Here is a 23,423-nt window from a genome sequence, read left to right on the forward strand (position 1 = left end):
TAAAAATACTTAAGGTGCAGATACTTGATCTAACACGCTATTAAGCAAGCGTGGTGCAATATTTTCGCGGCGTAACTCATAAGCTGGCGTGAAAAATATGCGATGTGCCACCGTCTCGTAAAACACAGCTCTAATATCATCAGGCGTTAAGTAGTCTCGCCCCTCCAACCATGCTCGACACCTCGCAGCACGCATCAACATGGCCATCCCTCTAGGGCTTGCACCACCAGCTACCAACCTAGAAACATCAATATCTTCTAAAACGACCCCAACATCACTAGGCGTGCGCAGCGCCCGCCATAAATTAACGGCATAATCCTGCAATGCTAACTCCGCACGAACACTAGACTGAATTTCCTCAGCCACCTCATTAAGCGCTGCATAAGGCACTAAGCCAGCAGGTAAGCTATCAATCAAAGTATCTACATTGTGGAAACGTGCGTTAAACATCAATTCCCGCTGTAAATCTCTGTCATTCGTCGCCTCTACTGATATCTCCATAAAGAACCTATCTCTAGCAGCAGCTGGCAGCTCAAATGTTTCTTCTCTTTCCAAGCGGTTTCTATCTGCAAATACTGTGAGATGAGGGAATGAATATTCACGATTAAATGCCTGCGTGCTACGTTCAGCCATCAATCGGAGTAACAAGCTATGTGCTTGTGGCCTAGCACGGTTAATTTCATTAAAGAAAAAAACCGCCAAGTTCTCTTCATGCTGCAATAAAGGACCAGGCGCAACTGCTGGCTGTCCTTTTTCATCGAGGTACGCGTGATATAAAAAATCGCTAGGCATTAAGTCAATCGCACCTTCAATACGCTGATACTGACCGCCAAGCAAATGTGCTGCAGCGCGCAATAAGGTTGTTTTACCTACGCCCACATCACCTTCTAGCAGCACGTGGCCACGAGAAAATATACTAATCGTCAACGCACGGACTTGTTTATCTAATCCGAGCACAACACTATTAAGCGATTGTTCAAATTGAATCGCGCGTTCACGCCACTCTGGTAAATTAATGTGGTTGTTAAGCATCATGCTGATTGAATGTCACTCTAAAATTAAAAATTCTACTAATTAAATACAAAGATGATTTCAGAAGCGTCTGCGATTAGCATGTTTAACTCAGCCTCTACTGAAATAACCCTCAAAAAGCCGATGCCATACGACATCGGCCTTCAATCACGATCGATTAATCTATATCGTAGTCAAATTTACCTGTGGCTTTAGCATTAGCAATCCGTTTGGCATTGCGTGCATCCATTGCCTGAATAGAAGCTTGTTGTTTACCGACTTCTTTAGGATCATGTTTTGGATCGTATTTAGAACCAGCAATTTTTTCAGGGTAGCCAGGCTTTGCCTCCCAGCAATTGCCCGATTCTTTACAGTTATGGCCGTCATATGCAAAAGCTGCGCCTGATGCAACCATTGCACTTGCGATTGCTACTAAAGTCAAAATTCGTTTCATTCAAATCTCCTTGTCATATGGTCGCTGGTGAAATTGCACTATTAACAAAACGCCACCAGTGAGCGCTTTGCTATGTTCATTTAATCTATTTATCCAAAATTACTTCTGGCACTAAACTGTTTGTTCCATTTAGCTATTTCTTCCATTTAGCTTTCTTGGGGTCGCCAACATACACACTACGAATCCAGCTCATGATCTGAAGAATCTCATCTTGAGAAATCAATCCTTTTTGTGGGCCCATCATGCCTTGTCCACCGCCATAAATTGTCTCAAAAAAGCCTTTGTCATAAGCATTGCCTGGATATGTCCAGTAATCATCCGCCAATGCAGGACCAAGTTTTCCTTCAGCCAAATGTCCATGGCAACCCGAGCATGCTGTTGAAAACAATGTGTAACCATTTTTAATCACGTTTTCATTCAAGTTATATGGATTTTTCCCAGTTCTTTTAAACTCTTGAACTGCCGGAGAGTCAGCACCTTTACCATCATTAAAATCTAATGGCTCACCAGAAATGGTCCCCCTAAAATCTAAAACAGGGCCTAAAGACTCTGGGTTAGGATGAACTAGGCCTTCTTTTGCAACAATTGCCTTTTGCTCGCCTGAAGTTGCAGATTGCGGGGAGGCATTACATGCCGATAAAAAAGTTGCCATCACAGCGGCTGTACACAATGCTGAAACTTGGCTACGTTTAAAAGATAAAGCTAACATCTTGACCTCTACATATTTTCTAAATGGTATTAATTAACTGAAAAACTTCGTTTAAATTGGCAAAAGTGGGATGCCTTCACGCTTAAGCACTGATTCAATCTCACTACGCTTTTCATCAATAGCTTTGTTAAGCGCTTGCTGTAATTGCACATCATCCTTACGTACGCCCATCACAATTTCATAGTGCATTTGCACAGATTCACCATTAGATTTTGTTGCATCATCTTTCACCAACTGAACCTTCAATGGCTCTTTAGATTGCTTCACATAACGTGCTGCTTCTGGTGCCCACAACATGGCTGCGTGGATATATTTGTTAGATACATCATTCACAACTTCTTGCGGGTCAACCCTCACATACTTGTTACGTGTTGATTGGTATTTTTGCTTCTCTGCAAAATAATCAAACATGTCATCAAATCGATTAATTTGTAGCAACATCACCTTACCTGGGCTATCCGGCATGACACCAATGCGGAAATTTCTCTCTTTTAATAAATCATCATTCCATGAAGAAATATCAATTTCACGATCTTCCCTAGTAATAAACACGTAACCAGTTTTGTAATAAGGATTAGTCTTAAGCACACGTGGGTCTGTACTATCCACCCCTAGCACTAAATCGCATTTCTTTTTATCTAAGAAAAAACCAACGGCATAGCGTGGATCATCCCAGTACACATAATTCAATTTCTTATTCAATGACTTAGCCATTATTTCTGCAATATCATTTTCAAAGCCATCTTTCTTATCGTTAGAAAAAGGCATCTCATTTTTACCTGCACAAACATTCAACTCATCGGCATACACCTGCACTGCCCACAAACTTAAAACGCCAAGCACTAAAGACTTAAACCCAGAACGCAAAAACTTTTTATTTTTCATGCTAAAAATACTCCTCATGCTAAAAAATTCAGGACACATCCAAATAAACATCATGAAACATCCCAACAATGGTGATGTGTGAAACTCATTTGGATAAGCCTTGGGGTGAAAATGCAGGCCAGGTATCAACCCACCCAGCCTGCACAGCCTTACTAGTTCAACTAAACTTTTGGTTTAAAGACTAAACACCATCAAACCACCGCCCATGTTGGTATGGTTTTGTAGCTCTTTGAAAGCACCTACAGCACCAAGACCAGCACTTGGGTCAGTCAAGTCAAACACCAGACCAACACCTGGCCAACCACCTACGCCATACATACTTGCAACGTATTGTTTGCCCTTAAATGCATAAGTCATAGGAGACCCGATACCACCTGAAGGCATTTTGAATTTCCACAATTCTTTACCGTTGTTTTTATCCAATGCTTTGATATGACCATCTAAAGTGTTGTACCAAACCAAGCCACCTTTGGTGTACAAAGTACCGCCCCAAGCTGCAAATTTCTCCCATTTAGACCACTTCACTTTTCCTGATACAGTGTCAAAAGCACGTACAGTACCCATCTCTGTTTTAGTAGGGCCACTAGGTCCAGGGTACATTGCTAGCGTTGCGCCAACAAAGAACTGGCCTGCACGGTATGGCAGCATGAACGGCTCCCAATCCATACAAATATGATTCAAACCAGCGTACAAGGTACGTGATTCTGGGTCATATGAGTCGACACCTTGGTTATGGAAGCCCATCGCGGATGGACAGATATTGGTACCTTTATGATCCATACGTGTTGAGAACTCTGGATCACGTACTGGCAAACCAGTTTTTAAATCAACTTTCTTAAACACGTTAACCGCTGGGTCAACCTTGTCAGCCAAGATTAATTTACCTGTGTCACGATTAAGCGTGTACATAATGCCGTTACGGTCAATGTGCGTAAGAAGCGGTGTCATTTTGCCTTGAACAGGTTGATCAGTAAGCACCATTTGGTTCACACCTGCAAAGTCCCACTCATCATGTGGTGTCTTTTGGTAGCCCCACTTTGCTTCGCCCGTATCTACATCACGCGCCCAAATAGTCATCGTCCACTTATTATCACCAGGGCGCATGGTTTCGTTCCAAGGTGCAGGATTACCTGATCCGTAATAGAACAAGTTCAATTTAGGGTCATATGCATACCAACCCCAGTTAGTACCGCCACCGATTTTCCAAGCATCACCTTCCCATGTTTTGGTACCTAAACCAAATTGACCATAGTGGGGATTATGTTCATTAAAGTTTTTAGCTAAGCGAATTTCATTATCAGGACCAGTTGCAAATGCACGCCATTTCAATGCACCAGTTTTTATATCAACAGCATTCACCGCACCACGCACACCCAACTCAGCGCCAGAACAACCAATTAACACGGTATCTTTCACCACATAAGGCGCTTGCGTAAACGTCATGCCAACTTTAGGATCACAAAGCTCCACTTTCCAATTGACCTTACCCGTTTTTGCATCTAAAGCTAATAAGTGGCCATCCGCTTGCTTTTTAACGATTTGACCAGCACCATAAGCCACGCCACGGTCAACAATATCGCAACACATGACTGCTTTAGTAGAAGCGTCTTGTTTTGGCTTATGAGACCAAACAATTTTGCCTGGGTCATTTAAGTTAACAGCGAACGTATTATTTGGAAATGCTGAATGGATATACATCATGTCACCAATCACAAGTGGCGCACCTTCATGACCATGCAATACACCGGTTGAGAATGACCAAGCAGCCTTAACATTCTTTACATTGTTTTTATTAATCTGATCTAAAGTACTATTGTGCTGGCTGTTATAACCACCAGTTTGTGTTGCCCATTGGTTTGGGTCATTCACACGTTTGGTTAAATCCTCATCTGCAAAAGCAGTTTGCGCTGCTGCAAGAACAAGTAAACCGCCGATTGCTGCACTAACACTGACGTTAGCAACTTTGCGTTTCATATTGATCGTCTCCCTATAAATTGGTTAAACCGTATAAATCCGAAGCCATCATGATTATCAATTTGGCGAGGTGCATTATGTGCCTTGGCTATTTTCCAAATAAGATGAAACATTCCCGATGAAAAATGAAATTACTCATTGCAGTTACATCTTGTAACTAGTTATTTACCTCATTACACATCGTCGGGAATTATTCCCCTATTCAAGATTCTGTATTTACAGAACAATCACTCCCTTATGAAAATCAAAGAACTCTGGAATTTACGTAAGGACTCTCAACGCGATGCAGCGGTTATTGCAGTCGTCATTGCGCTGATATATATCCTCATATTGTCAGTTAACTTAGCAGAAACGCTTGCCAATTGGTTTGCACAGTACGAAGAAGTACAACTAGATGAAGTGCCATTCCTCTTGTTACTAATCGCTCTTGGAATGGCATGGTTCTCAAGACGAAGAATGGTTGAACTGAATAAGGAAATTCATCTGCGTGTATCAGCAGAAGAAAAAATCATGCAACTACTAGTACAAAACAAAGCACTCACTAGACACGTATTAAAAATCCAAGAGGCCGAACGCTTACATCTTGCTAGAGATTTACATGATGATATTGGGCAATATTTATTAGCGATTCGCTTAGATGCATCTGCATTAAATTTAAGTAAAAAAGATCAAAACCTACATGCATCTACCACCCTTTATGCAAAAAGAATTTTAGCCAATGCCCAGCATATACAAGAGATGACCAGAACACTGATGCGTCGCCTAAGGCCAGCACCAACCAGTAGCCAGGACTGCACAGCAGCCATCAGCATATTGATTAAAGAGTGGCATGAGCAACAGCCACATATTCATCTAGAGATAAATGTTGAGGCCTGCTCCTCTTTATTCACAGAACAAATCAACATCACCATTTATAGATTTATCCAAGAGGCGCTCACCAACATATCAAAACATGCTAATGCGCAACAGGTAAGCGTTTCCCTAAAATCAAGCTCAAATGAACATGGGCAATTGATATGTATAGAGATTATTGACGATGGCGTTGGATTTAAAGCAGAAGAAACCTCTTATGGCATGGGCATTATCGGCATGCGTGAGCGCATTGACGCAGTCAATGGCACGTTCATTGCAAAAAACAATTTGAGCAAAGGGGTCACGATTAGTGCACAGATCCCTATCTAGGCTTATTTAAAAATGAATACAGCGATTAAAAATCAATGTCACAGAAATTATTGGGGTAAATGAATGAATAAATCAATTTTATTAGTGGATGACCACGCAGTAGTAAGGCAAGGTCTAAAAAGCTTACTAGGTCAATGGGGCTATCGCGTAGTGGCAGAAGCTTCCAGTGGCGAATCCGCGATATTGTTATGGCAAGAGCACCAGCCGAGTTTAGTTCTTATGGATTTAGATATGCCAGGACTAGGCGGTTTAGAGGCATTACAAAGAATCCTGGCACGTAGCAAAGATGCCAAAGTCCTCATCTACAGCATGCATGATGACAACATCTATGCCATGCGTGCAATTCAAGCAGGTGCAAAAGGCTACGTTGTTAAAACAGATGACGTAAGTATCTTATTAGAAGCGGTTGATAAAATCATGAAAGGCGGAAAATTTATTGAACAAAAGCTAGCGCAACACCTCGCAATCGACTTAATCAATGAAGCCAACAAACCTTTAGAGAAGCTCTCCCCTAGAGAGTTTGAGGTATTTAGGCAGCTAGCATCAGGCAACTCGCTAAGCATCATTTCCGATAGTTTAAACATTAGCTATAAAACCGTTGCAAACATTCAAACCCAAATCAGACAAAAGCTCAACGTACACACAACCGCTAATCTTGTTCATCTCGCCATTCAGTTTGGCGTCACTCAAAGTAAAACCTAATTATCGACCATCACTAGATATCAACCATTAAAGGATCATCATTTTGAAAAACACCAAACCATCTTTAACACTGGCAATTACAGGACTGATTACCAGCCTGTTTTTCAGCAATCTAAGCTTTGCAGAAAACGCTAAACCAAATAACACCTACCAAGAAATGGAATTTATCCAAACGTTCAAAGGTAAAAACAAAGCCTTCGTACTGCAAACATTAGGCCAACCAACCAAAAAGAGTAAACCTGTCAAACCATCTAATGCAGACAGCATTGTAGGCCAAGCAAATGGCCCCGCTAACTTAAAGAAGGATGAGATTGAAATGTGGTACTACTTTAACCTAGTGAAATACAACTCGAAAAACACTTATAAACAAGCTGAAATTACCTTCATTAACGATGCTGCAACCAATATGATGTTCCTGAACTAAATATTGTGTACCTCAAAAAACTAACCATTTAGGCATATTTTACACATGGCAATTACCAAACTGACACAAGATAACTTCAAAACAGTCATCGAATCTAACCCTTTTGTCGTCATCGACTTCTGGGCACAATGGTGCGAACCATGTTTAATGTTTAGCAGTACTTTTGAAAATGTAGCTTCAAAACACCCAGATATCATGTTCTGCATGCTGGATACAGAAACCAATGCGGAGATTGCTTCGTACTTTAACATCGAGCAGATACCATGCGTACTTGCCATTAAAAATCAAATAGTAATTGATGGCGTAGTCGGGGTCATGCCCGAATCATCATTTGAAGAAAGCCTGCGACAATGGAAAGATTTTGATACCACGGAAATCAATCGACATTTTGCAGAAAAAGATGCCTGAAAATATTCACCATGGCCATACGCTGTTTAACAGTACTCATCACACTATGCCTGACTAGTCAGGCATGTTTATCTGCCGAGCAAACAAAGCAGCAAAACACCACTAAAAAAGCTAAAGCACAACATGTAACGCCTGCCATACCCAAGGTTAGCGAAGTATTCAAAATTCAAACCGATGACCTCAGACAATTGATGTTACAACTATATCAATGCAACCAAAAAGACCTATTAAAAAGTACAAAAGTAAGTGCAGAAGAACTCACGCAATGGGTATTTGAAGGCCCCTTTGGCTGGAAGTTCGATGCAATCAGACAAGCGCAATCAATAGATGCTCTATCTTTAAGCTTTAGCCCAGAATATCAAGGCGACCGCATACTCCCACTTATCACAGGCCTGCATACAATGCTGGTGCAAGCCTATGGGGGTGAGAACGAGTTTACATTCACAAAAAAAATATTACCAAAAAATCTATATCATGCAGCCCGTAATATTGAAATTACACGCCAGAAATTAATCAACACATCAAATGACACCCATCATTTTCATGCCAATTGCACTAGCAAACAAATAAATGAAATTGATAATACACTTACAAATATCATAAAACGTACCGACCATTATGCACACAGTATTGGATACACCCTATCAACTAAAGAGAGCGCTGTCTATTTGGATTCCAGCACCTCAGAATTTATAAGATTTTAATTGGGAAGTTCAATATGCTCAAAAAAACAACAATTACCTTTATTAGCTGTTTAAGTATTTTTCAAACAACGCAATTAATTGCCAGTGAAGAAAAACTAAGGACAGCTATTGAACATGTGCAATTGACAGAAACAGATACTGCAGACTGTTCAATCAGCGATGGCAAGCTAATTTCTATTAAGAATACAAATCCAAACAACACCTTGCATGTATGGATTGATCGATGGTTTATGAGTGTTCAAACGCCCGATCACACTAAACAAATACTACTGCCGAATACAGAAGCAACACCGCTTGGGTGCTCGAAAGCAAAATCAGGTGGTGATCAGCATTGGACGATATACAGTGTAGAAATAATGCCATTAAAAACTGAGTAAGCAAAGCGCGTAGCAGACAAATAGACATTGCAGGCATATAAAACATGACTGCAGTAAAACCTGCTCTCAACCACCTCAGTTGTACAAGCTCGGCTGAATTAGCTTAACAAACCTTACACACTACTTTTGCGTTGCTCGGCTAGACTCTTTAAAAATGCTGCAACATCCCATTCGCAACCACCACAGCCTGAAAGTGCCCCTGTCCATCTAGAGATAGCGTCCATATCCATCCCTTGCTCAAACAGACGTTGCATTTCATCACGCGTAGTACCACTACAATGGCACATCACTTCATCTGTTGGATTGGCATGCTTTGCGTTCATGGATTAGGTTTGCTTCAACGTTTATGACTATTTGCAGTTTAGCATCATGGTTTAATTATGTATAACAGCACAAAACTAAAGCAAATTGAAAAGATAGAAGAAAGATAAAAAAATAAAAGAGAGTGCAATGATGCAAAAGCTAGTACTACCAAGCTATATGCAGTCAAGACTAACATATTGGTTTGAAGCAACTATTACTTAGAATAAACTAACTTAAAAAACTTGCTACTTTACCGCATAAAAAAACGGCGAATACATCACTGTATTCGCCGTTTTTACTATTTGGAGCGGGAAACGAGGCTCGAACTCGCGACCTCAACCTTGGCAAGGTTGCGCTCTACCAGCTGAGCTATTCCCGCCTGACTAAAACCAATTAAAACTGCCAAATTAATACAAAAACCACTACTAAACACTGGAGGCGCGAGCCGGAGTCGAACCGGCCTAAACGGCTTTGCAGGCCGCGGCATAACCGCTTTGCTATCGCGCCAATGTTGGCATTATATACCATACAACAGAAGTACATTCATTGATGATAAAACCAAAGAGGCATACTTTTTAAAACTAAAACGGCGAAGCTTTTATGCATTCGCCGTTTATTATTTGGAGCGGGAAACGAGGCTCGAACTCGCGACCTCAACCTTGGCAAGGTTGCGCTCTACCAGCTGAGCTATTCCCGCGTGTCGTTAAGACAGGCGCCATTATAGAGGGTTTGAAGATATCGTCAAGTACTAGATACGCATTTTTTATTAAATTATTTGCGGTTTATTTTTGGCATTGCAGCACGTAAATAATAAGCCATTGATAGCAATGTTAAAAATGCTGCGATCACGATTAGCACCTGTCCAAATAATTTGGTGGGGAACATGCCTAGGTTCGCCACCTCAATACTGTCCCAATACAATAAAAATAAAATTGCGATCATTTGTACCGCTGTTTTTACTTTACCTATCATTGCGACACCTACGCTACTGCGTTGGCCTTCACCTGCCATCCACTCACGCAATGCACTAATAGCAATTTCACGACCAATAATAATCAAAGCCACCACAGCACCTACGCGCTCAAACTCAACTAATACGATTAATGCCGCAGCTACCATTAACTTATCGGCAACAGGGTCTAAAAAAGCCCCAAACGAAGAAGTTTGGTTTAGCTTCCGCGCCAAGTATCCATCCAGCCAATCCGTAAATGCAGCGACTGCAAAGATTGCGGTCGCTGTTAAATTTACCCAATGTGCTGGAATGGCACCAAACGCTTGCGGGTTTGTGGGCAAATAAAAAATAATGACAAATACTGGTATCAACAAGATACGGAGCCATGTCAGCATGGTTGGGATGTTGCAAGTCATATAGTTAATCTCAAAAAAATAACAATTCTTATCAATTGCCAATTACCAACTACCAATTACTTTAGTGCAATTCGCCATATATTTTCTCAGCCAAGCTTTGGCTAATACCTTCAACATTGGCAAGTTCGTCAATACTAGCATTTTTTACACCATCTAAACCGCCAAAACGGGTTAGAAGCGCTTTACGGCGTTTTGCACCAATTCCTTCAATGTCCTCCAAGCTGGAGTGCAATCGCGCTTTGGCGCGTTTGGCACGGTGGCCAGTGATGGCAAATCGATGCGCTTCATCTCGTATCTGTTGCAACAAGTGCAAACCCTTATTGTCTTTTTCTAGATTAATCATTTCACCAGTATCTGAAAATATCATGGTTTCTAAACCCGGTTTACGGTCTTCACCTTTGGCAATACCTACCAGTAGAATATCATCCAGACCAACTTCAGCCATGACTTCAATCGCCACACCAAGCTGGCCCTTGCCGCCATCAATAAATACCAAATCTGGGCGCTTACCTTCACCTGCTGCTACTTTTTTATAGCGCCTAGTGAGTACATCTCGCATCGCTGCGTAATCGTCCCCAGGGGTAATGCCCGTGATGTTATAGCGTCGGTATTCGCTGTTTTGCATATCGCCACGGTCAAACACGACACAACTGGCAACGGTGGCCTCCCCCATGGTATGGCTAATATCAAAGCACTCCATACGCTCTGTACTATCAGGTAAACGCAAGGCCTCACGCAGCGCAAGCAGTTTAGCCTCCTGATTGGCAGAAGTGGCGGCGCGCTGCCCTAATGCTAGATCCGCATTGGTTTGCGCCATTTTCAGCCACACGCGTTTGTCCCCGATAGGGTTAATATTAATTTTCACTTTACGACCAGCTTGCTCGCTTAACACTTCCTCAATCAGCTCGGTGTCGATTTTAACGCCAACCACAATCAATGGCGGCGTGTTTTGAACAACATAATGCTGCGCCAAAAAGGCCTGCACGGTGGTTTCTAAAGTCTCACCTTCAGAGTTTTTTGGCATATAGCTTCTATCGCCCAAATGTCGCCCACCACGTATCATCACTAGATTAATACAATGCTGACCTTGTAGCTCAGTACAAGCAATTACATCAGCATCTGATACATTAAAATCACTTACAAACTGCTTGGCTTGCACCTGACGCAATGCCTGAATGCGATCCCTGAACACAGCAGCAAGCTCATAATCTTGTTTAGTTGCGGCTATATTCATTTGTTCAGCAATGGTATCCATCACTTCTGTCGTTTTACCCTGCAAGAACATCGCGGCCTGATGCACGTCATTGCGATAATCATCTGCCGAAATAAAGCCCACACACGGTGCAGTGCAACGTTCTATCTGGTGCTGTAGACATGGACGACTACGGTTTGCAAATACAGTATTTTCACATGTACGTAATTTGAAGACTTTTTGCAGTAGCTGGATACTTTCACGCACCGCGACTGAGTTGGGAAACGGACCGAAGTACTGGTTACCTTTGCGCTGTGAGCCACGATGAAACGCTAAACGTGAATATTCGTCTCCTGTAAGTGTGATGTAAGGATAAGACTTATCATCACGAAACAACACGTTGTAACGCGGCATCAAGCCCTTAATCAGGTTGTTTTCCAGTAGTAAAGCTTCCGCCTCACTGCGTGTGACAGTTGTTTCTATACGCACAATATTGCTGACCATCAGGCGCGTACGTGGACTTGGTAGATTTTTATTGAAATAAGAGGAAACGCGCTTCTTGAGATCTTTGGCTTTACCGACGTAAATAACCTCATCGCTTGCGTTAATCATGCGATAAACGCCAGGCAAGTTAGGCAAATTTTTTAAGATAGGTTTGGGATCGAACATGAGCGTATTTTACAGCCCATTAATTGAATTGGTGTAATCGATTACGGCCAAAATTGCTAACGCATACTGGCCGTAATCGTCACCCCTAAAGGAAATTACTCTGAAACCTTTTTAAGATTTTCTAAACCAGATTTGAAAATACCTAAAATTGCAGCTTTTGCCGCAGCATCATCTTGACCAGCAGCGCCTGGGTTTGCTGGGTCTTTACGCTTAAAGTTTGCACTCCAAACTACTGTAGTCTTGCCATCTGCACTTTCTTTAAGCTTCAAAGTTGCACCATAGTCACGTACAGGTAATACGCTTTCAGTGATTTCATACTTCATTGTTTTAGAAGCACCATCATAACTGGTGAGTACTTCGTTAATTTTTCCACCGTCTTGTGCGGTTAACACACGTGTAGCGCCAACTTCATCAGCTTTGCCGCTAGTGATTTCAGTTTTGGCGATCGCTGGGTGCCAGCTCATATCGGCAAAACTACCAACCTTTGCCCATACTTTGTCAGCTGGTGCATTAATTTCAATGGTTTCTTTCAAACGGATTGTTTCGTCAATCGCAGCAGATGCTTGGTTAGTAAATGCAAACAATGAAACCAACATTGCTGTAAAAAATTTACTCATAAAAACCTCAAAATATTAATAATTAAGAATACGCCCGCCTCATACGAGCGGGTAAGAATATACATGATAATTTATGCCGCATGTGCGCAAAATAACGATACGTCTAATTTAAGCGTCTAATCACTACAGCTATAATCACTAGGCATCCAGTAACTCGCCTGCTATCGCCCAATCTTCGTAGGCAACCTCTTCAAAGGTAATGTAGGTATAAGATTTTGGCTTATGTGCAACACGCTCTAGCGTTTCGGTAATTTCTTTTGCGATTTGCGCTTTTTGCTCACGAGTCACTTCACCTGCTAATTTAATATTCACATATGGCATGCTTCATTCTCCTTTAGTTTACAAAAGATACGGCTTCTCATTGATATTTCGCTATGTTTCGAGGCTTGGCTTAATGATCGTGATCATGGTGATGCGCGTGGTCATGTGCATGTTGATGATATTTAGTGTGCTGACCTTTTAACGTAAGCCAGATATCTCGCATAAGGTTTAAAGTAAGCATCAATAGCAAAAATGAAATCAATATAGACAAAATAGGATCGATTAGCATCCAGCCAGTGAAATAAATCACCACACCAGCTACCACTGCGGCAACAGAGCCTAATAAATCACCTAACACGTGCAAAAAAGCTGCGCTATTATTTAAGCTCTCGCCATGATGATGGGCTTGATGATGCAATTGTTTAGCCACAACGAGATTAACGATTAGCCCGATGCTTGCGATGATGATTAAACCAAACCCTTGCACATGATGTGGCTGTTTAAACCTAGAAATTGCCTCCATCACAATAAAGATAACCACCAGTAACATAGTGACCGCATTGAAGATAGAAACGGCCAGCTCTGCATAACTTACACCGGATCGATGCCGCGAAACATTAGATTTTTTACTCAAGACAGAGGCCATCCATGCCAACCCTAGCGCGGCAACATCAGAGAACATATGCCCAGCATCACTTAAAAGTGCCAGTGAGCCCGTATACCAGCTACCGACTGCCTCTACGACAGCGAAAACAAGAATGAGTAAAAAAGGAAGGAAATAATGATCGTGATCATCATGGTTGTTGTGTGTTGATGTATTCATAAGCTAAATGCTAACCCAAAAATATAGGATAATGTCGGCTTATCACTATTTTTAATCATTCTATGCTCAGTTATCGCCACGCATTCCATGCAGGCAACCACGCCGATGTGCTTAAGCATTACGTACTAGGCCTAGTGCTTGCCCACACCAAACAAAAAGACAAACCATTTTGGTACATTGACACGCATGCAGGTGCTGGCATGTACAGCCTGCAAGATGGCTACGCGACACAAAACCAAGAGTTTGAAGAAGGCATTAGCAAACTATTATCTGCAAAAAACTTACCACAGCCTTTAGCAGACTATGTGACACAGATTCAATCTTTCAGCACTGGCAATGCGCTGAATTTTTACCCTGGCTCACCCATGGTTGCTGAATCATACATGCGTGCAGATGACAGAATGCGCCTGTTTGAATTGCATCCCAACGATTACAAACTACTGTCAGAAAATTTTGAGGGATTTGGTAGGCAAGTTAAAGTTGAAATGCAAAATGGCTTTAAAGGCTTAAAGTCGTGCTTACCTCCACCGCCGCGCCGAGCAGTAGTGCTGATAGACCCGCCTTATGAAGATAAACAAGATTACCTATATGTAGTAGATGCAATTAAAGACAGCTTAAAACGATTCCCTACTGGCACATATGTCATTTGGTATCCGCTATTACAGCGTCCAGAACCTGCTGAAATGTTAGATGACCTATTAGCGCTAAATGTGCCAGACTGGCTACATGTGACATTATCTATTGAAGCACCTTCCGAGGAAGGCTTTGGCATGTATGGCAGTGGATTATTTATTATCAATCCACCTTGGACGCTGCCTAAAACATTGACAGAAACGATGCCAGTTTTAACAGAACTGCTTGCACTTGATGAAACCGCAAGTTTCACTTTAGATAGCCAGATTGAATAAAAAACACTCGCTCAAACTGCTACAATACACACGTTTTATTCCAAATTCTAAATCATTCGTGTCTAGGCGATGAGGCGAAGACAGTGCTGTAGCACGGCAAGCCGAAGGTAACAACGACACGAATGGTTTAGAATTGGAATTACGTTATTTATTTAAAGGCTTTTACATACTATGCAAGAAAAAATTAAACAACATGCGACCGCATACAAGCAAGGTAGCATTATGACCAACATTTTATTTGGTAGCCGCTGGTTACAATTGCCGCTTTATTTAGGTTTAATTGTAGCGCAGGCTGTCTACGTGTTCTTTTTTGGCGTTGAACTTATTCACTTGGTATCAACCGCCCATAAGATCGTTGAAGCTGACATTATGCTGATCGTATTGGGCTTGATTGACGTGGTGATGATTTCAAACTTGTTGATTATGGTAATTGTTGGCGGCTATGAAACCTTTGTGTCACGCCTGAATTTGGAAGGCCATCCGGACGAACCGGACTGGCTATCTCACGTGAATGCTAACTTGCTGAAAGTAAAGCTTGCGACTGCCATTATTGGTATTTCATCGATTCACTTGCTCAAGACATTTATCAATGCGCACAACCTATCCGATAGAGTATTGATTGCACAAACCGTGATTCACATGGCATTTGTACTGTCAGCGGTAGCAATTGCTTATATTGATAAACTTATGGCGCATTCACAACCGACACAACACTAAAAATCACTAATACAACAGCACCACTCGCTGTGGTGCTGTTTCTACATGATGTACTGAAAACTTATGTACGGTAATCGTTTTCTCGTTTTCAGTTTCCACACTGACACGCCAATCACCCGGTGCTAGGTTATTTTTGTAAGTGTATCCTCTGAAACCCGCATAGCGGCCCCCAGATAAATCAAAACCAATGCGTGACTGTGTCACCCAACCTTGCTTTTTGTTGTAATGCTGCCAGCGATGGTATAGCTTTGCTTCAAGGCCAGGTGGTGCGAATATCGAAGAAAAACAATAGACACGCTGCCCTGCTACCATCTCTAAATCATTGCTGGTTTTACGCCAAAATACCCACCAAGGCGAAGCTTGCTGCGACAGTCGATATTGACCATTGGCTTTTTCTAACTCAAAAGCCACAACAACATCACGCTTGACCAAAGGCACAGGCGGAATCATATCAACCGCATAAGCCAGCATGAGTAATGCAGCGATTGCTGCCACAGGCTTAATACTACCTAAATGATTAGGCGTTTTTTTGTAAAGCCAAAAAGCGAGACTAGCACCAAGTAAGGTGCTTAAATAAAACCATACAGCATGAATACTGCCCAGTAAAAATGGCAATGCAAAGTTAAACAGCAACATCGCACACAAACCAAACATAGACCAGCTTAATGTAAAACGTTTATATTCGCTCTCTAAAAACTCATTCGCGACAAGCAATACCGCCAATGCTAGCGACATCAACCATGATAGCCAGTGACTGGAACTTTTAAAGTATAAGATGAATAATGCACTGAAAAGACTACCAAACAAGAACTGAAGTAAGAAGTAAGGTAGCCGTGGTGAGTAATGCTTTTTAAAGACCGAGACTAATTTACTCTCGCTATTCTCGATTGGGTTTGGACGACCAATTAAATACAGAATAAGTGCCGCACAAAGCAGGTATCCAGCAAATATCCATAAATCCAAGGCTGCAACGTTACGGCCTATCGTCAACGCATCCCACACGAAACCAGCAACAAAGAACACCGCCGGTAAAAAGTCAGTGAGTTTACGTACGCGTTGCATACCTACCTGCATCCAAGAGGCATTGGTTAAAGTAGTGTTCATACGTTACTAGTAATCAAGCCTATAAAAAATGGCCAAGTACATAGCCAATAATGATGCCGATGATTAACGCAATGGTTAGCCCGCGGTAGGTGAGTACATCTTTTGAATAGCCGCGCTTAATGGCGACAAATGACACGATATAACCAATCGCATTTAACAGCCAAATGATAGACAAGCTCAGCACCTTGACTATTAATGGACCGATAACTGGTACCAAGCCAATCACACCTAGCAACCAGACAAATACATTAGATACAACGCCAAATAACAAAATGCCCGCGGTTACAGCTTTAGCATCCCAGCCGAAGTGCCACGCGGCAAAAACCACCACTACCAACACAATGCTAAGTGGCAACATCCATTTCCATGCACCACGTTTCGGCGGCTTAATGATATCACTATCAAAAATGTGTTTTTCGTCCATGGGATAATCAAGGTAGTTTAGGATGGAATGATTTTAGCATTGAACCGTGTTTTTCGATGATTGCTAAACTTAAAAAATAATAGCCATTCTCACATACGACTTTGCAAGAGCTTTAGCGATTAGCAAATCGAAATAGCTTGTGGTGCGATAGCGGTAATTCACTTATGAATAGATAATTTAGGATGCAACCACCCGCGTGGGTAACGAGTTACCCACCCTACAGGTCTACGAGTTTGCACAGACTTGCGCTAGCTGAAATTCGAGTAAATTGCTTTACAAGTACCGTCCCAAACTCGCATTGTTATGCATAAGAAAAAAATAATGGCAAGTTCAGATGGTTTTGACCTTAATCCCTTTCTGCTGCGCCTGAGTTGTTTAGTCTGAATGGGAGGTGTCGGCAAGCGGCTGTTTGAGTGCTGAAAGCACGAGTTTCCGCTTGCCGCCCATCAAGGCTAAACAACACAGGAAACAAGCAGCAGTGGGTAGCATTTTCTTTGGTTTCTTTCTTTTGGCTACGCAAAAGAAAGAAACTCGCCAGTCGGGCGAGACCGACAAGCAAACTAGCGAGTGATTGCGTGGGCAAACAACTTGCCCACCCTACAGGGCTAATGCGTTAGCCTCTCTCATGAAAAGTGTCAAACGGCATTGCGTATGCTGTGTGATATATCTCGCCCAAAACAAAACGGGCTGCAGTAATAGAAGTCATGCAAAAGCCATGTATATCTGCCCGACTCATATCAATACCTGTATTGTCAAAAAAGAAGTCCTTTACAGCAGTTACTTTCACTCCTGGGGTGCTCAGCCAAGCCTCAGGCCCCACGGCCCCTGGTTTCGTGAAATCTGGAAATCCGTCTGCGCCTATCGGGTACATAGGCGTAACAGTCATTGACTGACCGTTAGGAAAATCGATCCTTGACTTTGATCGGCCTAGCTCGCAGACCTCGATAATTTTGTCGTGCTTCTTGTGGTTTACGAGATCATTTACTGCCCTAACGTCGCTGTAACGGCACATCGTTCCTTGAATGACCGCACGGGCCTGAATATTGGAGGCAACAGACAGCAGCCTTTGGTAAAGAACGTTGTTGCAGCCTTCCAGTTTATGCAATGGTTTTCCGCGTTGAAGCGTATCAGGATGAAATGGGTAGTAGACCCTCTGAGTCTCGCTGGGTAGATAGTCATCACGAATATCTGAAATGCAGTAATCGAAACACTCTCTTACTGCAGCCAGGATTGCAGCTGATTTTTGTGAAAGATATTTGATGCTCTGGTCATCGCGCTGTGCATCCGCGATCAATGTGCTCAACTCGCGGTTTGAGTCGAATGCAAACTCAAGATTTGCCTTTATATCATTGACTCTAGCTACGGGCATAAAATTCTCCGAGGTGCCTAACGTAAATTAGCCATGCTATTTGACCTATACCTCTATGTCAAACCAGCATGGCTAATCATTTCAAACCTAATGAAAACTTAATGTTTCAAACAGCCTCAGCAATCGGGATGACTTTTTTACCATTAGAAAGTGCTTCTAAAGATTGTGTGTAATCCGTCATTTGATCAAAATTTAAATATTTATAAATTTCAGCCGTGTTAGCAAGCTTATTACCTACCGTGTCTAAATATTCAGCATGTGTCGGCATACGGCCTAGCTTGGCACAAACGGCTGCCAATTCAGCAGATCCCAAGTACACGCGCGCATCTCTACCCATACGGTTGTCAAAGTTACGCGTACTGGTTGAAAACACCGTGGCTTTATCTGCCACGCGCGCTTGGTTACCCATACACAATGAGCAGCCTGGCACTTCAGTTCGTGCACCGGCAACCCCAAATACAGAGTAAACACCTTCATCACGTAATTGCGCTTCATCCATACGGGTTGGTGGTGCAATCCATAAACGCGTAGGAATACCGCCTGAACCTTCCAATACCTTAGCGGCCGCGCGATAGTGACCAATGTTAGTCATGCAACTGCCGATGAACACTTCATCAATTTTATCGCCCACCACAGCCGTTAGTGGCTTGATGTCGTCTGGGTCGTTAGGGCAAGCCACCAACGGCTCAGTAATGGTGTTGAGGTCAATTTCAATCACGTGCGCGTATTCAGCATCTTTATCGGCCTCTAATAACTCAGGCTTAGCCAACCAAGCTTGCATGCTGGCGATACGGCGTTGCAATGTGCGTGGATCTTGGTAACCATTTTCAATCATGTTTTGTAGCAACACGATATTTGAAGTCAGGAACTCAATCACTGGCTCTTTGTTTAACTTCACGGTACAGCCGTTAGCAGAGCGCTCGGCTGAAGCATCGGCAAACTCAAACGCTTGCTCTACCTTTAAATCTGGCAAACCTTCAATTTCCAAGATTCTGCCGTTAAATACGTTCTTTTTACCTTGCTTACCAACCGTTAAAGTACCCTCTTGAATCGCAGCGTAAGGAATCGCATTCACTAAATCGCGTAAGGTAATGCCAGGCTGCATTTCACCTTTAAAACGCACTAATACAGACTCAGGCATATCTAATGGCATCACGCCCATAGCGGCAGCGAAAGCAACCAAGCCTGAACCAGCCGGGAATGAAATACCGATTGGGAAACGTGTATGTGAGTCGCCGCCAGTACCAACAGTATCAGGCAACACCATACGGTTTAACCATGAGTGAATCACGCCATCGCCCGGGCGTAAGCTCACGCCGCCACGGCTGCTCATAAACTCTGGCAAACTGTGCTGTAATTTAATGTCCACTGGTTTTGGATAAGCCGCTGTGTGGCAGAAGCTTTGCATTACTAAATCTGCGCTAAAGCCCAAGCACGCCAGTTCTTTAAGCTCGTCACGCGTCATACCGCCAGTAGTATCTTGTGAACCCACTGTGGTTGCCTTAGGCTCACAATAAGCACCTGGGCGCACGCCTGTACCTTCAGGCAGACCACAAGCCCTACCCACCATTTTTTGTGCCAGCGTATAGCCTTTGCCGGTATCTTTTGGTGCGATTGATTGAATAAATAAATCTGATGCTGGCAAGCCTAACGCATGACGTGCGTTAGTGGTTAAACCACGGCCAATAATCAATGGAATACGGCCACCAGCACGCACTTCATCCGGCATGGTGGTTGGCGCTAATTCAAATGTGCTAATCACTTCGCCTTGCGCATTCAACACTTGGCCTGCATAAGGCTTAATGGTGATGACATCGCCCATTTGCATTTTTGACACATCACATTGAATCGGCATCGCGCCTGAATCTTCTGCGGTGTTAAAGAAAATTGGCGCAATTTTGGTGCCTAAAATCACACCCGCAGTGCGTTTGTTTGGGATATTAGGGATATCATTGCCCATAAACCACTGTACAGAGTTAATGGCTGACTTACGTGATGATCCAGTACCGACCACGTCACCCACATAAGCAAGTGGCAAACCTTTTTGCTTCAATGTTTCAATCGTTTGCAAGCCATCAGGCATTTTAGTCACCAGCATCGCTTTTGCGTGCAGTGGAATATCTGGGCGGCTCCATGCTTCCTGTGCTGGGCTTAAATCGTCAGTGTTGGTTTCACCATCCACTTTAAATACCACCACTTTAATTTCGTCAGCCAATTTTGGCACATTGGTAAACCACTCTGCATTTGCCCAAGACTCGATGAGTTCTTTAGCATGCACATTGCCTGCCTTCATTTTTTCATCAACATCATGGAATGCATCAAACATTAAAATCGTTTGCGACAAGGCTTTAACCGCAGCATCTGCCATGGCTGGGTTAGTTGCAGATAAATCTAACAACCCGACCAAAGCCTGCACATTGTAACCACCCAGCATTGTGCCCAATAAGGCCACCGCGGTTTCAGCGCTAACTAAAGGTGATGTAGCTTTACCGAGCGCAATGTCTGACAAAAACGCTGCTTTCACATAGGCAGCCTGATCCACACCTGCTGGCACACGATTTTCAAGCAAGTCGACCAACAGTTTTTCTTCACCCGCTGGCGGGTTTTTGAGTAGCTCTACAAGTTGTGCGACTTGTTCAGCTGTTAATGGTAATGGAGGAAGTTGTTGTGAAGCACGTTCTTGTACGTGCGCTGCATAGGCTTTTAACATAACGATTTTCTGCTTAGATTCTAGTTAAATAAATTGTGTTTATTATAAACTAGCTTAACTTAATGTTGATTGATGCATGTATGATGATTCACGCATTTGTGACGATTAGCGCACTTTCACCGTGTACATCACCTGCAAAATCTAAATAATCAGCCAAACTAGTTTGTTAGTTGCGATGCCCCTGCGAAAGGCGTACCACAGCTCGTGCCTTTAAGCGAAGCTTCGAATCTTTCTAAGACTTCACTTTCATAGCCTTTGCCATGCTTGAGCTCTAAAAAAGCACGCACCTCGCTAGCATCGGCAAATCCGTTTTTATCGGTGTCCATTGACACCACGTTATCTTCAACGGTAGGCCCTGTATAGCGGCCTTGGGTATCGGTCAGCACATCAAGGATAGTAGCAGCATGCGCAGGCATTACCGCCATTAAACCAACCATCAAGCCAGCCGCCCCAGCAACTAAGATAAACAACCTAATTCCATGTGATTTCATCAACTTACTCCTTTGCATGAGTTAAGAGTAAAAATCTAGATAATAATTCACTCAGTCTATCACTTAACTAATGATTATTTAATAGTGATTTCCTACTAGACTGGATGAATGGCAATCACCTCATCAAGGGCTTTACGCTGTGCTATCTTTTGCTGCCATTCCGCAGGACCAGTGGTATGCACTGAACTGCCGCGACTATCTACTGCGACGGTTACTGGCATATCCTGCACGGTAAACTCGTAAATCGCCTCCATGCCTAAATCAGCAAATGCCAAGACTTCAGCTTTTTTAATGGCTTTGCTCACCAAGTAAGCCGCACCACCCACTGCCGTTAAATAAACAGAATGATGCTTGGCGATGGTTGCAATCGTTTCTGCACCGCGCTCAGCCTTACCTACCATACCTAACAGCCCGGTTTGGCTGAGCATGGTTTCTGTAAAGTCATCCATACGCGTAGCCGTGGTTGGGCCTGCTGGCCCTACGGCCTCATTACCCACCGCATCTACAGGGCCCACGTAATAAATAAAGCGATTGGTAAAGTCTATTGGTAATTTTTCACCATTATTCAGCATGGTCACCATACGTTTATGCGCAGCGTCCCTACCGGTGAGCAACTTACCGCTTAGCAGCAAGGTCTGCCCTGGCTGCCAAGCTTGTATCTCTTGCTGGGTAATCGTATCGAGATTTACCCGTAAAGACTGCTCACTAGGTGCCCAATTGACATCAGGCCAATCTGCTAAACTAGGAGCCTCTAGTACGGCTGAGCCACTACCATCCAACTCAAAATGCACATGCCTAGTTGCTGCGCAATTAGGAATAATCGCCACCGGCAAGCTGGCGGCATGCGTTGGATAATCTAGTATTTTCACATCCAGCACGGTAGTTAAGCCACCTAAGCCTTGTGCGCCAATCCCTAGATTATTGACCTTTTCATAGATTTCTAACCTTAAAGCATCAATCTTATTCTGCGCGCCGTTTGCTTTCAGCTCGTGCATATCAATCGGTGCCATCAGCGACTCTTTAGCCAACAGCATGGCTTTTTCAGCAGTACCGCCAATACCAATCCCCAGCATACCGGGCGGGCACCAGCCGGCGCCCATGGTTGGCACCACCTCCAATATCCAATCAACAATGCTGTCGTTCGGGTTAAGCATAGCTAATTTTGCTTTATTCTCACTACCGCCGCCTTTAGCGGCGATGCTCACTTCAACTTTATCGCCAGCCACCAGCTCAACATGCACCACAGCTGGGGTGTTGTCTTTAGTATTAGCGCGCTTACCAGCAGGGTCGCTCACAATCGAGGCGCGCAGTTTATTCTCTGGTAATAAGTAGGCGCGACGTACGCCTTCATTCACCATTTGTTCCAATGAATGCTCAGCATCAAAATGCACTTGCATACCGACTTTTACGAACGCCACCACAATGCCAGTATCCTGACACAATGGACGCTTACCTTCTGCACACATGCGTGAGTTGGTCAGTATCTGCGCTATTGCATCTTTTGCCGCTGGAGACTCTTCCTGCGCATAAGCGGCTGCTAATGCTTGGATAAAGTCGGCGGGGTGATAGTAAGAAATATACTGCAAGGCATCTGCAATGCTCGCAATAAAGTCTTCTTGTTTAATCGTAGTCATCGT

At 43.1% G+C, this 23,423-nt stretch carries 26 protein-coding genes and 3 tRNA genes; 9 read left to right on the plus strand and 20 right to left on the minus strand.

Annotated elements, in window-relative coordinates:
• Positions 1-9 precede the first annotated feature (9 nt).
• The 5 genes from FG24_RS00230 to FG24_RS00250 form a co-directional block, all read right to left on the minus strand.
• Positions 10-1,035: an AAA family ATPase gene (locus tag FG24_RS00230; protein WP_036299787.1), complete on the minus strand. Its 1,026-nt coding sequence runs from the start codon at positions 1,033-1,035 to the stop codon at positions 10-12.
• Positions 1,036-1,189: 154 nt separating this feature from the next.
• The gene (locus FG24_RS00235) at positions 1,190-1,465 is read right to left on the minus strand and encodes a methanol dehydrogenase (protein WP_036299789.1); all 276 of its coding nucleotides are present in this window, start codon (positions 1,463-1,465) and stop codon (positions 1,190-1,192) included.
• A 133-nt stretch (positions 1,466-1,598) separates the two neighbouring features.
• Positions 1,599-2,174 (minus strand): cytochrome c(L), periplasmic, encoded by a 576-nt coding sequence (moxG, locus tag FG24_RS00240; protein ID WP_036299792.1) that lies wholly within the window; start codon positions 2,172-2,174, stop codon positions 1,599-1,601.
• Positions 2,175-2,225: 51 nt separating this feature from the next.
• Positions 2,226-3,059, minus strand: a complete 834-nt coding sequence (gene moxJ, locus FG24_RS00245; protein ID WP_036299795.1) for a methanol oxidation system protein MoxJ — start codon at positions 3,057-3,059, stop codon at positions 2,226-2,228.
• Between the two features lie 174 nt (positions 3,060-3,233).
• Positions 3,234-5,033 (minus strand): methanol/ethanol family PQQ-dependent dehydrogenase, encoded by a 1,800-nt coding sequence (locus FG24_RS00250; RefSeq protein WP_036299798.1) that lies wholly within the window; start codon positions 5,031-5,033, stop codon positions 3,234-3,236.
• Between the two features lie 237 nt (positions 5,034-5,270).
• Here FG24_RS00250 and FG24_RS00255 point away from each other — a divergent pair, with 237 nt between their 5' ends.
• The 6 genes from FG24_RS00255 to FG24_RS00280 all read left to right on the plus strand — a co-directional run bounded on the left by FG24_RS00255 (position 5,271) and on the right by FG24_RS00280 (position 8,830).
• Positions 5,271-6,215, plus strand: coding sequence for a sensor histidine kinase (locus tag FG24_RS00255; RefSeq protein ID WP_036299801.1), 945 nt, complete (start codon positions 5,271-5,273; stop codon positions 6,213-6,215).
• A 63-nt stretch (positions 6,216-6,278) separates the two neighbouring features.
• On the plus strand, positions 6,279-6,917 hold the full coding sequence (locus FG24_RS00260; protein WP_036299804.1) for a response regulator transcription factor: 639 nt from the start codon (positions 6,279-6,281) through the stop codon (positions 6,915-6,917).
• Positions 6,918-6,960: 43 nt separating this feature from the next.
• Complete coding sequence (locus tag FG24_RS00265) at positions 6,961-7,341, plus strand: hypothetical protein (RefSeq protein WP_051901376.1); 381 nt, start codon at positions 6,961-6,963, stop codon at positions 7,339-7,341.
• A 45-nt stretch (positions 7,342-7,386) separates the two neighbouring features.
• Positions 7,387-7,749, plus strand: coding sequence for a thioredoxin family protein (locus FG24_RS00270; RefSeq protein ID WP_036299806.1), 363 nt, complete (start codon positions 7,387-7,389; stop codon positions 7,747-7,749).
• Between the two features lie 11 nt (positions 7,750-7,760).
• The gene (locus tag FG24_RS12360) at positions 7,761-8,453 is read left to right on the plus strand and encodes a hypothetical protein (protein ID WP_051901377.1); all 693 of its coding nucleotides are present in this window, start codon (positions 7,761-7,763) and stop codon (positions 8,451-8,453) included.
• A gap of 14 nt (positions 8,454-8,467) precedes the next feature.
• Positions 8,468-8,830, plus strand: coding sequence for a hypothetical protein (locus FG24_RS00280; RefSeq protein ID WP_051901378.1), 363 nt, complete (start codon positions 8,468-8,470; stop codon positions 8,828-8,830).
• 113 nt (positions 8,831-8,943) lie between these two features.
• Here the strand turns inward: FG24_RS00280 and FG24_RS00285 are convergent, their stop codons facing one another.
• From FG24_RS00285 to FG24_RS00325, 9 genes are all read right to left on the minus strand, one after another.
• Positions 8,944-9,153: a (2Fe-2S)-binding protein gene (locus FG24_RS00285; protein WP_036299809.1), complete on the minus strand. Its 210-nt coding sequence runs from the start codon at positions 9,151-9,153 to the stop codon at positions 8,944-8,946.
• 283 nt (positions 9,154-9,436) lie between these two features.
• Positions 9,437-9,512, minus strand: a tRNA-Gly gene (locus FG24_RS00290).
• Positions 9,513-9,566: 54 nt separating this feature from the next.
• A tRNA-Cys gene (locus FG24_RS00295) sits at positions 9,567-9,640 on the minus strand.
• A gap of 114 nt (positions 9,641-9,754) precedes the next feature.
• Positions 9,755-9,830 (minus strand) — tRNA-Gly (locus tag FG24_RS00300).
• Positions 9,831-9,904: 74 nt separating this feature from the next.
• Positions 9,905-10,501: a CDP-diacylglycerol--glycerol-3-phosphate 3-phosphatidyltransferase gene (pgsA, locus tag FG24_RS00305; RefSeq protein WP_036299812.1), complete on the minus strand. Its 597-nt coding sequence runs from the start codon at positions 10,499-10,501 to the stop codon at positions 9,905-9,907.
• A gap of 61 nt (positions 10,502-10,562) precedes the next feature.
• Entirely contained in the window at positions 10,563-12,362 is a 1,800-nt protein-coding gene (gene uvrC, locus FG24_RS00310; RefSeq protein ID WP_036299815.1) for an excinuclease ABC subunit UvrC, read from the minus strand.
• 95 nt (positions 12,363-12,457) lie between these two features.
• Positions 12,458-12,979: an SRPBCC family protein gene (locus tag FG24_RS00315; RefSeq protein WP_036299818.1), complete on the minus strand. Its 522-nt coding sequence runs from the start codon at positions 12,977-12,979 to the stop codon at positions 12,458-12,460.
• Positions 12,980-13,117: 138 nt separating this feature from the next.
• Positions 13,118-13,300 (minus strand): tautomerase family protein, encoded by a 183-nt coding sequence (locus FG24_RS00320; RefSeq protein ID WP_015831720.1) that lies wholly within the window; start codon positions 13,298-13,300, stop codon positions 13,118-13,120.
• Positions 13,301-13,370: 70 nt separating this feature from the next.
• Positions 13,371-14,063, minus strand: a complete 693-nt coding sequence (locus FG24_RS00325; protein ID WP_036299822.1) for a cation diffusion facilitator family transporter — start codon at positions 14,061-14,063, stop codon at positions 13,371-13,373.
• A gap of 62 nt (positions 14,064-14,125) precedes the next feature.
• Between FG24_RS00325 and FG24_RS00330 the strand changes: the two genes are divergently transcribed.
• The gene (locus FG24_RS00330; RefSeq protein WP_036299824.1) at positions 14,126-14,971 is read left to right on the plus strand and encodes a 23S rRNA (adenine(2030)-N(6))-methyltransferase RlmJ; all 846 of its coding nucleotides are present in this window, start codon (positions 14,126-14,128) and stop codon (positions 14,969-14,971) included.
• Between the two features lie 171 nt (positions 14,972-15,142).
• Positions 15,143-15,688, plus strand: coding sequence for a TIGR00645 family protein (locus FG24_RS00335; RefSeq protein ID WP_036299826.1), 546 nt, complete (start codon positions 15,143-15,145; stop codon positions 15,686-15,688).
• Between the two features lie 6 nt (positions 15,689-15,694).
• Here the strand turns inward: FG24_RS00335 and FG24_RS00340 are convergent, their stop codons facing one another.
• Positions 15,695-16,792 (minus strand): DUF2914 domain-containing protein, encoded by a 1,098-nt coding sequence (locus FG24_RS00340; RefSeq protein ID WP_200876854.1) that lies wholly within the window; start codon positions 16,790-16,792, stop codon positions 15,695-15,697.
• Positions 16,793-16,811: 19 nt separating this feature from the next.
• Positions 16,812-17,216 carry a hypothetical protein gene (locus FG24_RS00345; protein WP_036299828.1) on the minus strand — a complete coding sequence of 135 codons (405 nt, stop codon included), beginning with the start codon at positions 17,214-17,216 and terminating at the stop codon, positions 16,812-16,814.
• A gap of 409 nt (positions 17,217-17,625) precedes the next feature.
• Here FG24_RS00345 and FG24_RS12700 point away from each other — a divergent pair, with 409 nt between their 5' ends.
• The gene (locus FG24_RS12700) at positions 17,626-17,787 is read left to right on the plus strand and encodes a hypothetical protein (RefSeq protein WP_160172167.1); all 162 of its coding nucleotides are present in this window, start codon (positions 17,626-17,628) and stop codon (positions 17,785-17,787) included.
• A 42-nt stretch (positions 17,788-17,829) separates the two neighbouring features.
• On the opposite strand, the gene FG24_RS00350 is transcribed toward FG24_RS12700, so the two are convergent.
• From FG24_RS00350 to FG24_RS00365, 4 genes are all read right to left on the minus strand, one after another.
• Positions 17,830-18,585: a hypothetical protein gene (locus tag FG24_RS00350; protein ID WP_036299830.1), complete on the minus strand. Its 756-nt coding sequence runs from the start codon at positions 18,583-18,585 to the stop codon at positions 17,830-17,832.
• 106 nt (positions 18,586-18,691) lie between these two features.
• Positions 18,692-21,295: a bifunctional aconitate hydratase 2/2-methylisocitrate dehydratase gene (acnB, locus tag FG24_RS00355; RefSeq protein ID WP_036299832.1), complete on the minus strand. Its 2,604-nt coding sequence runs from the start codon at positions 21,293-21,295 to the stop codon at positions 18,692-18,694.
• 158 nt (positions 21,296-21,453) lie between these two features.
• Entirely contained in the window at positions 21,454-21,786 is a 333-nt protein-coding gene (locus FG24_RS00360; protein ID WP_051901379.1) for a hypothetical protein, read from the minus strand.
• 95 nt (positions 21,787-21,881) lie between these two features.
• Positions 21,882-23,420 carry a fumarate hydratase gene (locus FG24_RS00365; protein ID WP_036299834.1) on the minus strand — a complete coding sequence of 513 codons (1,539 nt, stop codon included), beginning with the start codon at positions 23,418-23,420 and terminating at the stop codon, positions 21,882-21,884.
• Positions 23,421-23,423: the final 3 nt, after the last annotated feature.

This window comes from Methylotenera sp. L2L1 (genome assembly GCF_000744605.1).
GTDB lineage: Bacteria > Pseudomonadota > Gammaproteobacteria > Burkholderiales > Methylophilaceae > Methylotenera.

Excerpts from the sequence above, each read along its gene's own strand:
- FG24_RS00230 (WP_036299787.1), bottom strand. The coding sequence starts at position 1,035 with ATGATGCTTAACAACCACATTAATTTACCAGAGTGGCGTGAACGCGCG.
- FG24_RS00235 (WP_036299789.1), bottom strand. The coding sequence starts at position 1,465 with ATGAAACGAATTTTGACTTTAGTAGCAATCGCAAGTGCAATGGTTGCA.
- moxG (WP_036299792.1), bottom strand. The coding sequence starts at position 2,174 with ATGTTAGCTTTATCTTTTAAACGTAGCCAAGTTTCAGCATTGTGTACA.
- moxJ (WP_036299795.1), bottom strand. The coding sequence starts at position 3,059 with ATGAAAAATAAAAAGTTTTTGCGTTCTGGGTTTAAGTCTTTAGTGCTT.
- FG24_RS00250 (WP_036299798.1), bottom strand. The coding sequence starts at position 5,033 with ATGAAACGCAAAGTTGCTAACGTCAGTGTTAGTGCAGCAATCGGCGGT.
- FG24_RS00255 (WP_036299801.1), top strand. The coding sequence starts at position 5,271 with ATGAAAATCAAAGAACTCTGGAATTTACGTAAGGACTCTCAACGCGAT.
- FG24_RS00260 (WP_036299804.1), top strand. The coding sequence starts at position 6,279 with ATGAATAAATCAATTTTATTAGTGGATGACCACGCAGTAGTAAGGCAA.
- FG24_RS00270 (WP_036299806.1), top strand. The coding sequence starts at position 7,387 with ATGGCAATTACCAAACTGACACAAGATAACTTCAAAACAGTCATCGAA.
- FG24_RS12360 (WP_051901377.1), top strand. The coding sequence starts at position 7,761 with ATGGCCATACGCTGTTTAACAGTACTCATCACACTATGCCTGACTAGT.
- FG24_RS00280 (WP_051901378.1), top strand. The coding sequence starts at position 8,468 with ATGCTCAAAAAAACAACAATTACCTTTATTAGCTGTTTAAGTATTTTT.
- FG24_RS00285 (WP_036299809.1), bottom strand. The coding sequence starts at position 9,153 with ATGAACGCAAAGCATGCCAATCCAACAGATGAAGTGATGTGCCATTGT.
- pgsA (WP_036299812.1), bottom strand. The coding sequence starts at position 10,501 with ATGACTTGCAACATCCCAACCATGCTGACATGGCTCCGTATCTTGTTG.
- uvrC (WP_036299815.1), bottom strand. The coding sequence starts at position 12,362 with ATGTTCGATCCCAAACCTATCTTAAAAAATTTGCCTAACTTGCCTGGC.
- FG24_RS00315 (WP_036299818.1), bottom strand. The coding sequence starts at position 12,979 with ATGAGTAAATTTTTTACAGCAATGTTGGTTTCATTGTTTGCATTTACT.
- FG24_RS00320 (WP_015831720.1), bottom strand. The coding sequence starts at position 13,300 with ATGCCATATGTGAATATTAAATTAGCAGGTGAAGTGACTCGTGAGCAA.
- FG24_RS00325 (WP_036299822.1), bottom strand. The coding sequence starts at position 14,063 with ATGAATACATCAACACACAACAACCATGATGATCACGATCATTATTTC.
- FG24_RS00330 (WP_036299824.1), top strand. The coding sequence starts at position 14,126 with ATGCTCAGTTATCGCCACGCATTCCATGCAGGCAACCACGCCGATGTG.
- FG24_RS00335 (WP_036299826.1), top strand. The coding sequence starts at position 15,143 with ATGCAAGAAAAAATTAAACAACATGCGACCGCATACAAGCAAGGTAGC.
- FG24_RS00340 (WP_200876854.1), bottom strand. The coding sequence starts at position 16,792 with ATGAACACTACTTTAACCAATGCCTCTTGGATGCAGGTAGGTATGCAA.
- FG24_RS00345 (WP_036299828.1), bottom strand. The coding sequence starts at position 17,216 with ATGGACGAAAAACACATTTTTGATAGTGATATCATTAAGCCGCCGAAA.
- FG24_RS00350 (WP_036299830.1), bottom strand. The coding sequence starts at position 18,585 with ATGCCCGTAGCTAGAGTCAATGATATAAAGGCAAATCTTGAGTTTGCA.
- acnB (WP_036299832.1), bottom strand. The coding sequence starts at position 21,295 with ATGTTAAAAGCCTATGCAGCGCACGTACAAGAACGTGCTTCACAACAA.
- FG24_RS00360 (WP_051901379.1), bottom strand. The coding sequence starts at position 21,786 with ATGAAATCACATGGAATTAGGTTGTTTATCTTAGTTGCTGGGGCGGCT.
- FG24_RS00365 (WP_036299834.1), bottom strand. The coding sequence starts at position 23,420 with ATGACTACGATTAAACAAGAAGACTTTATTGCGAGCATTGCAGATGCC.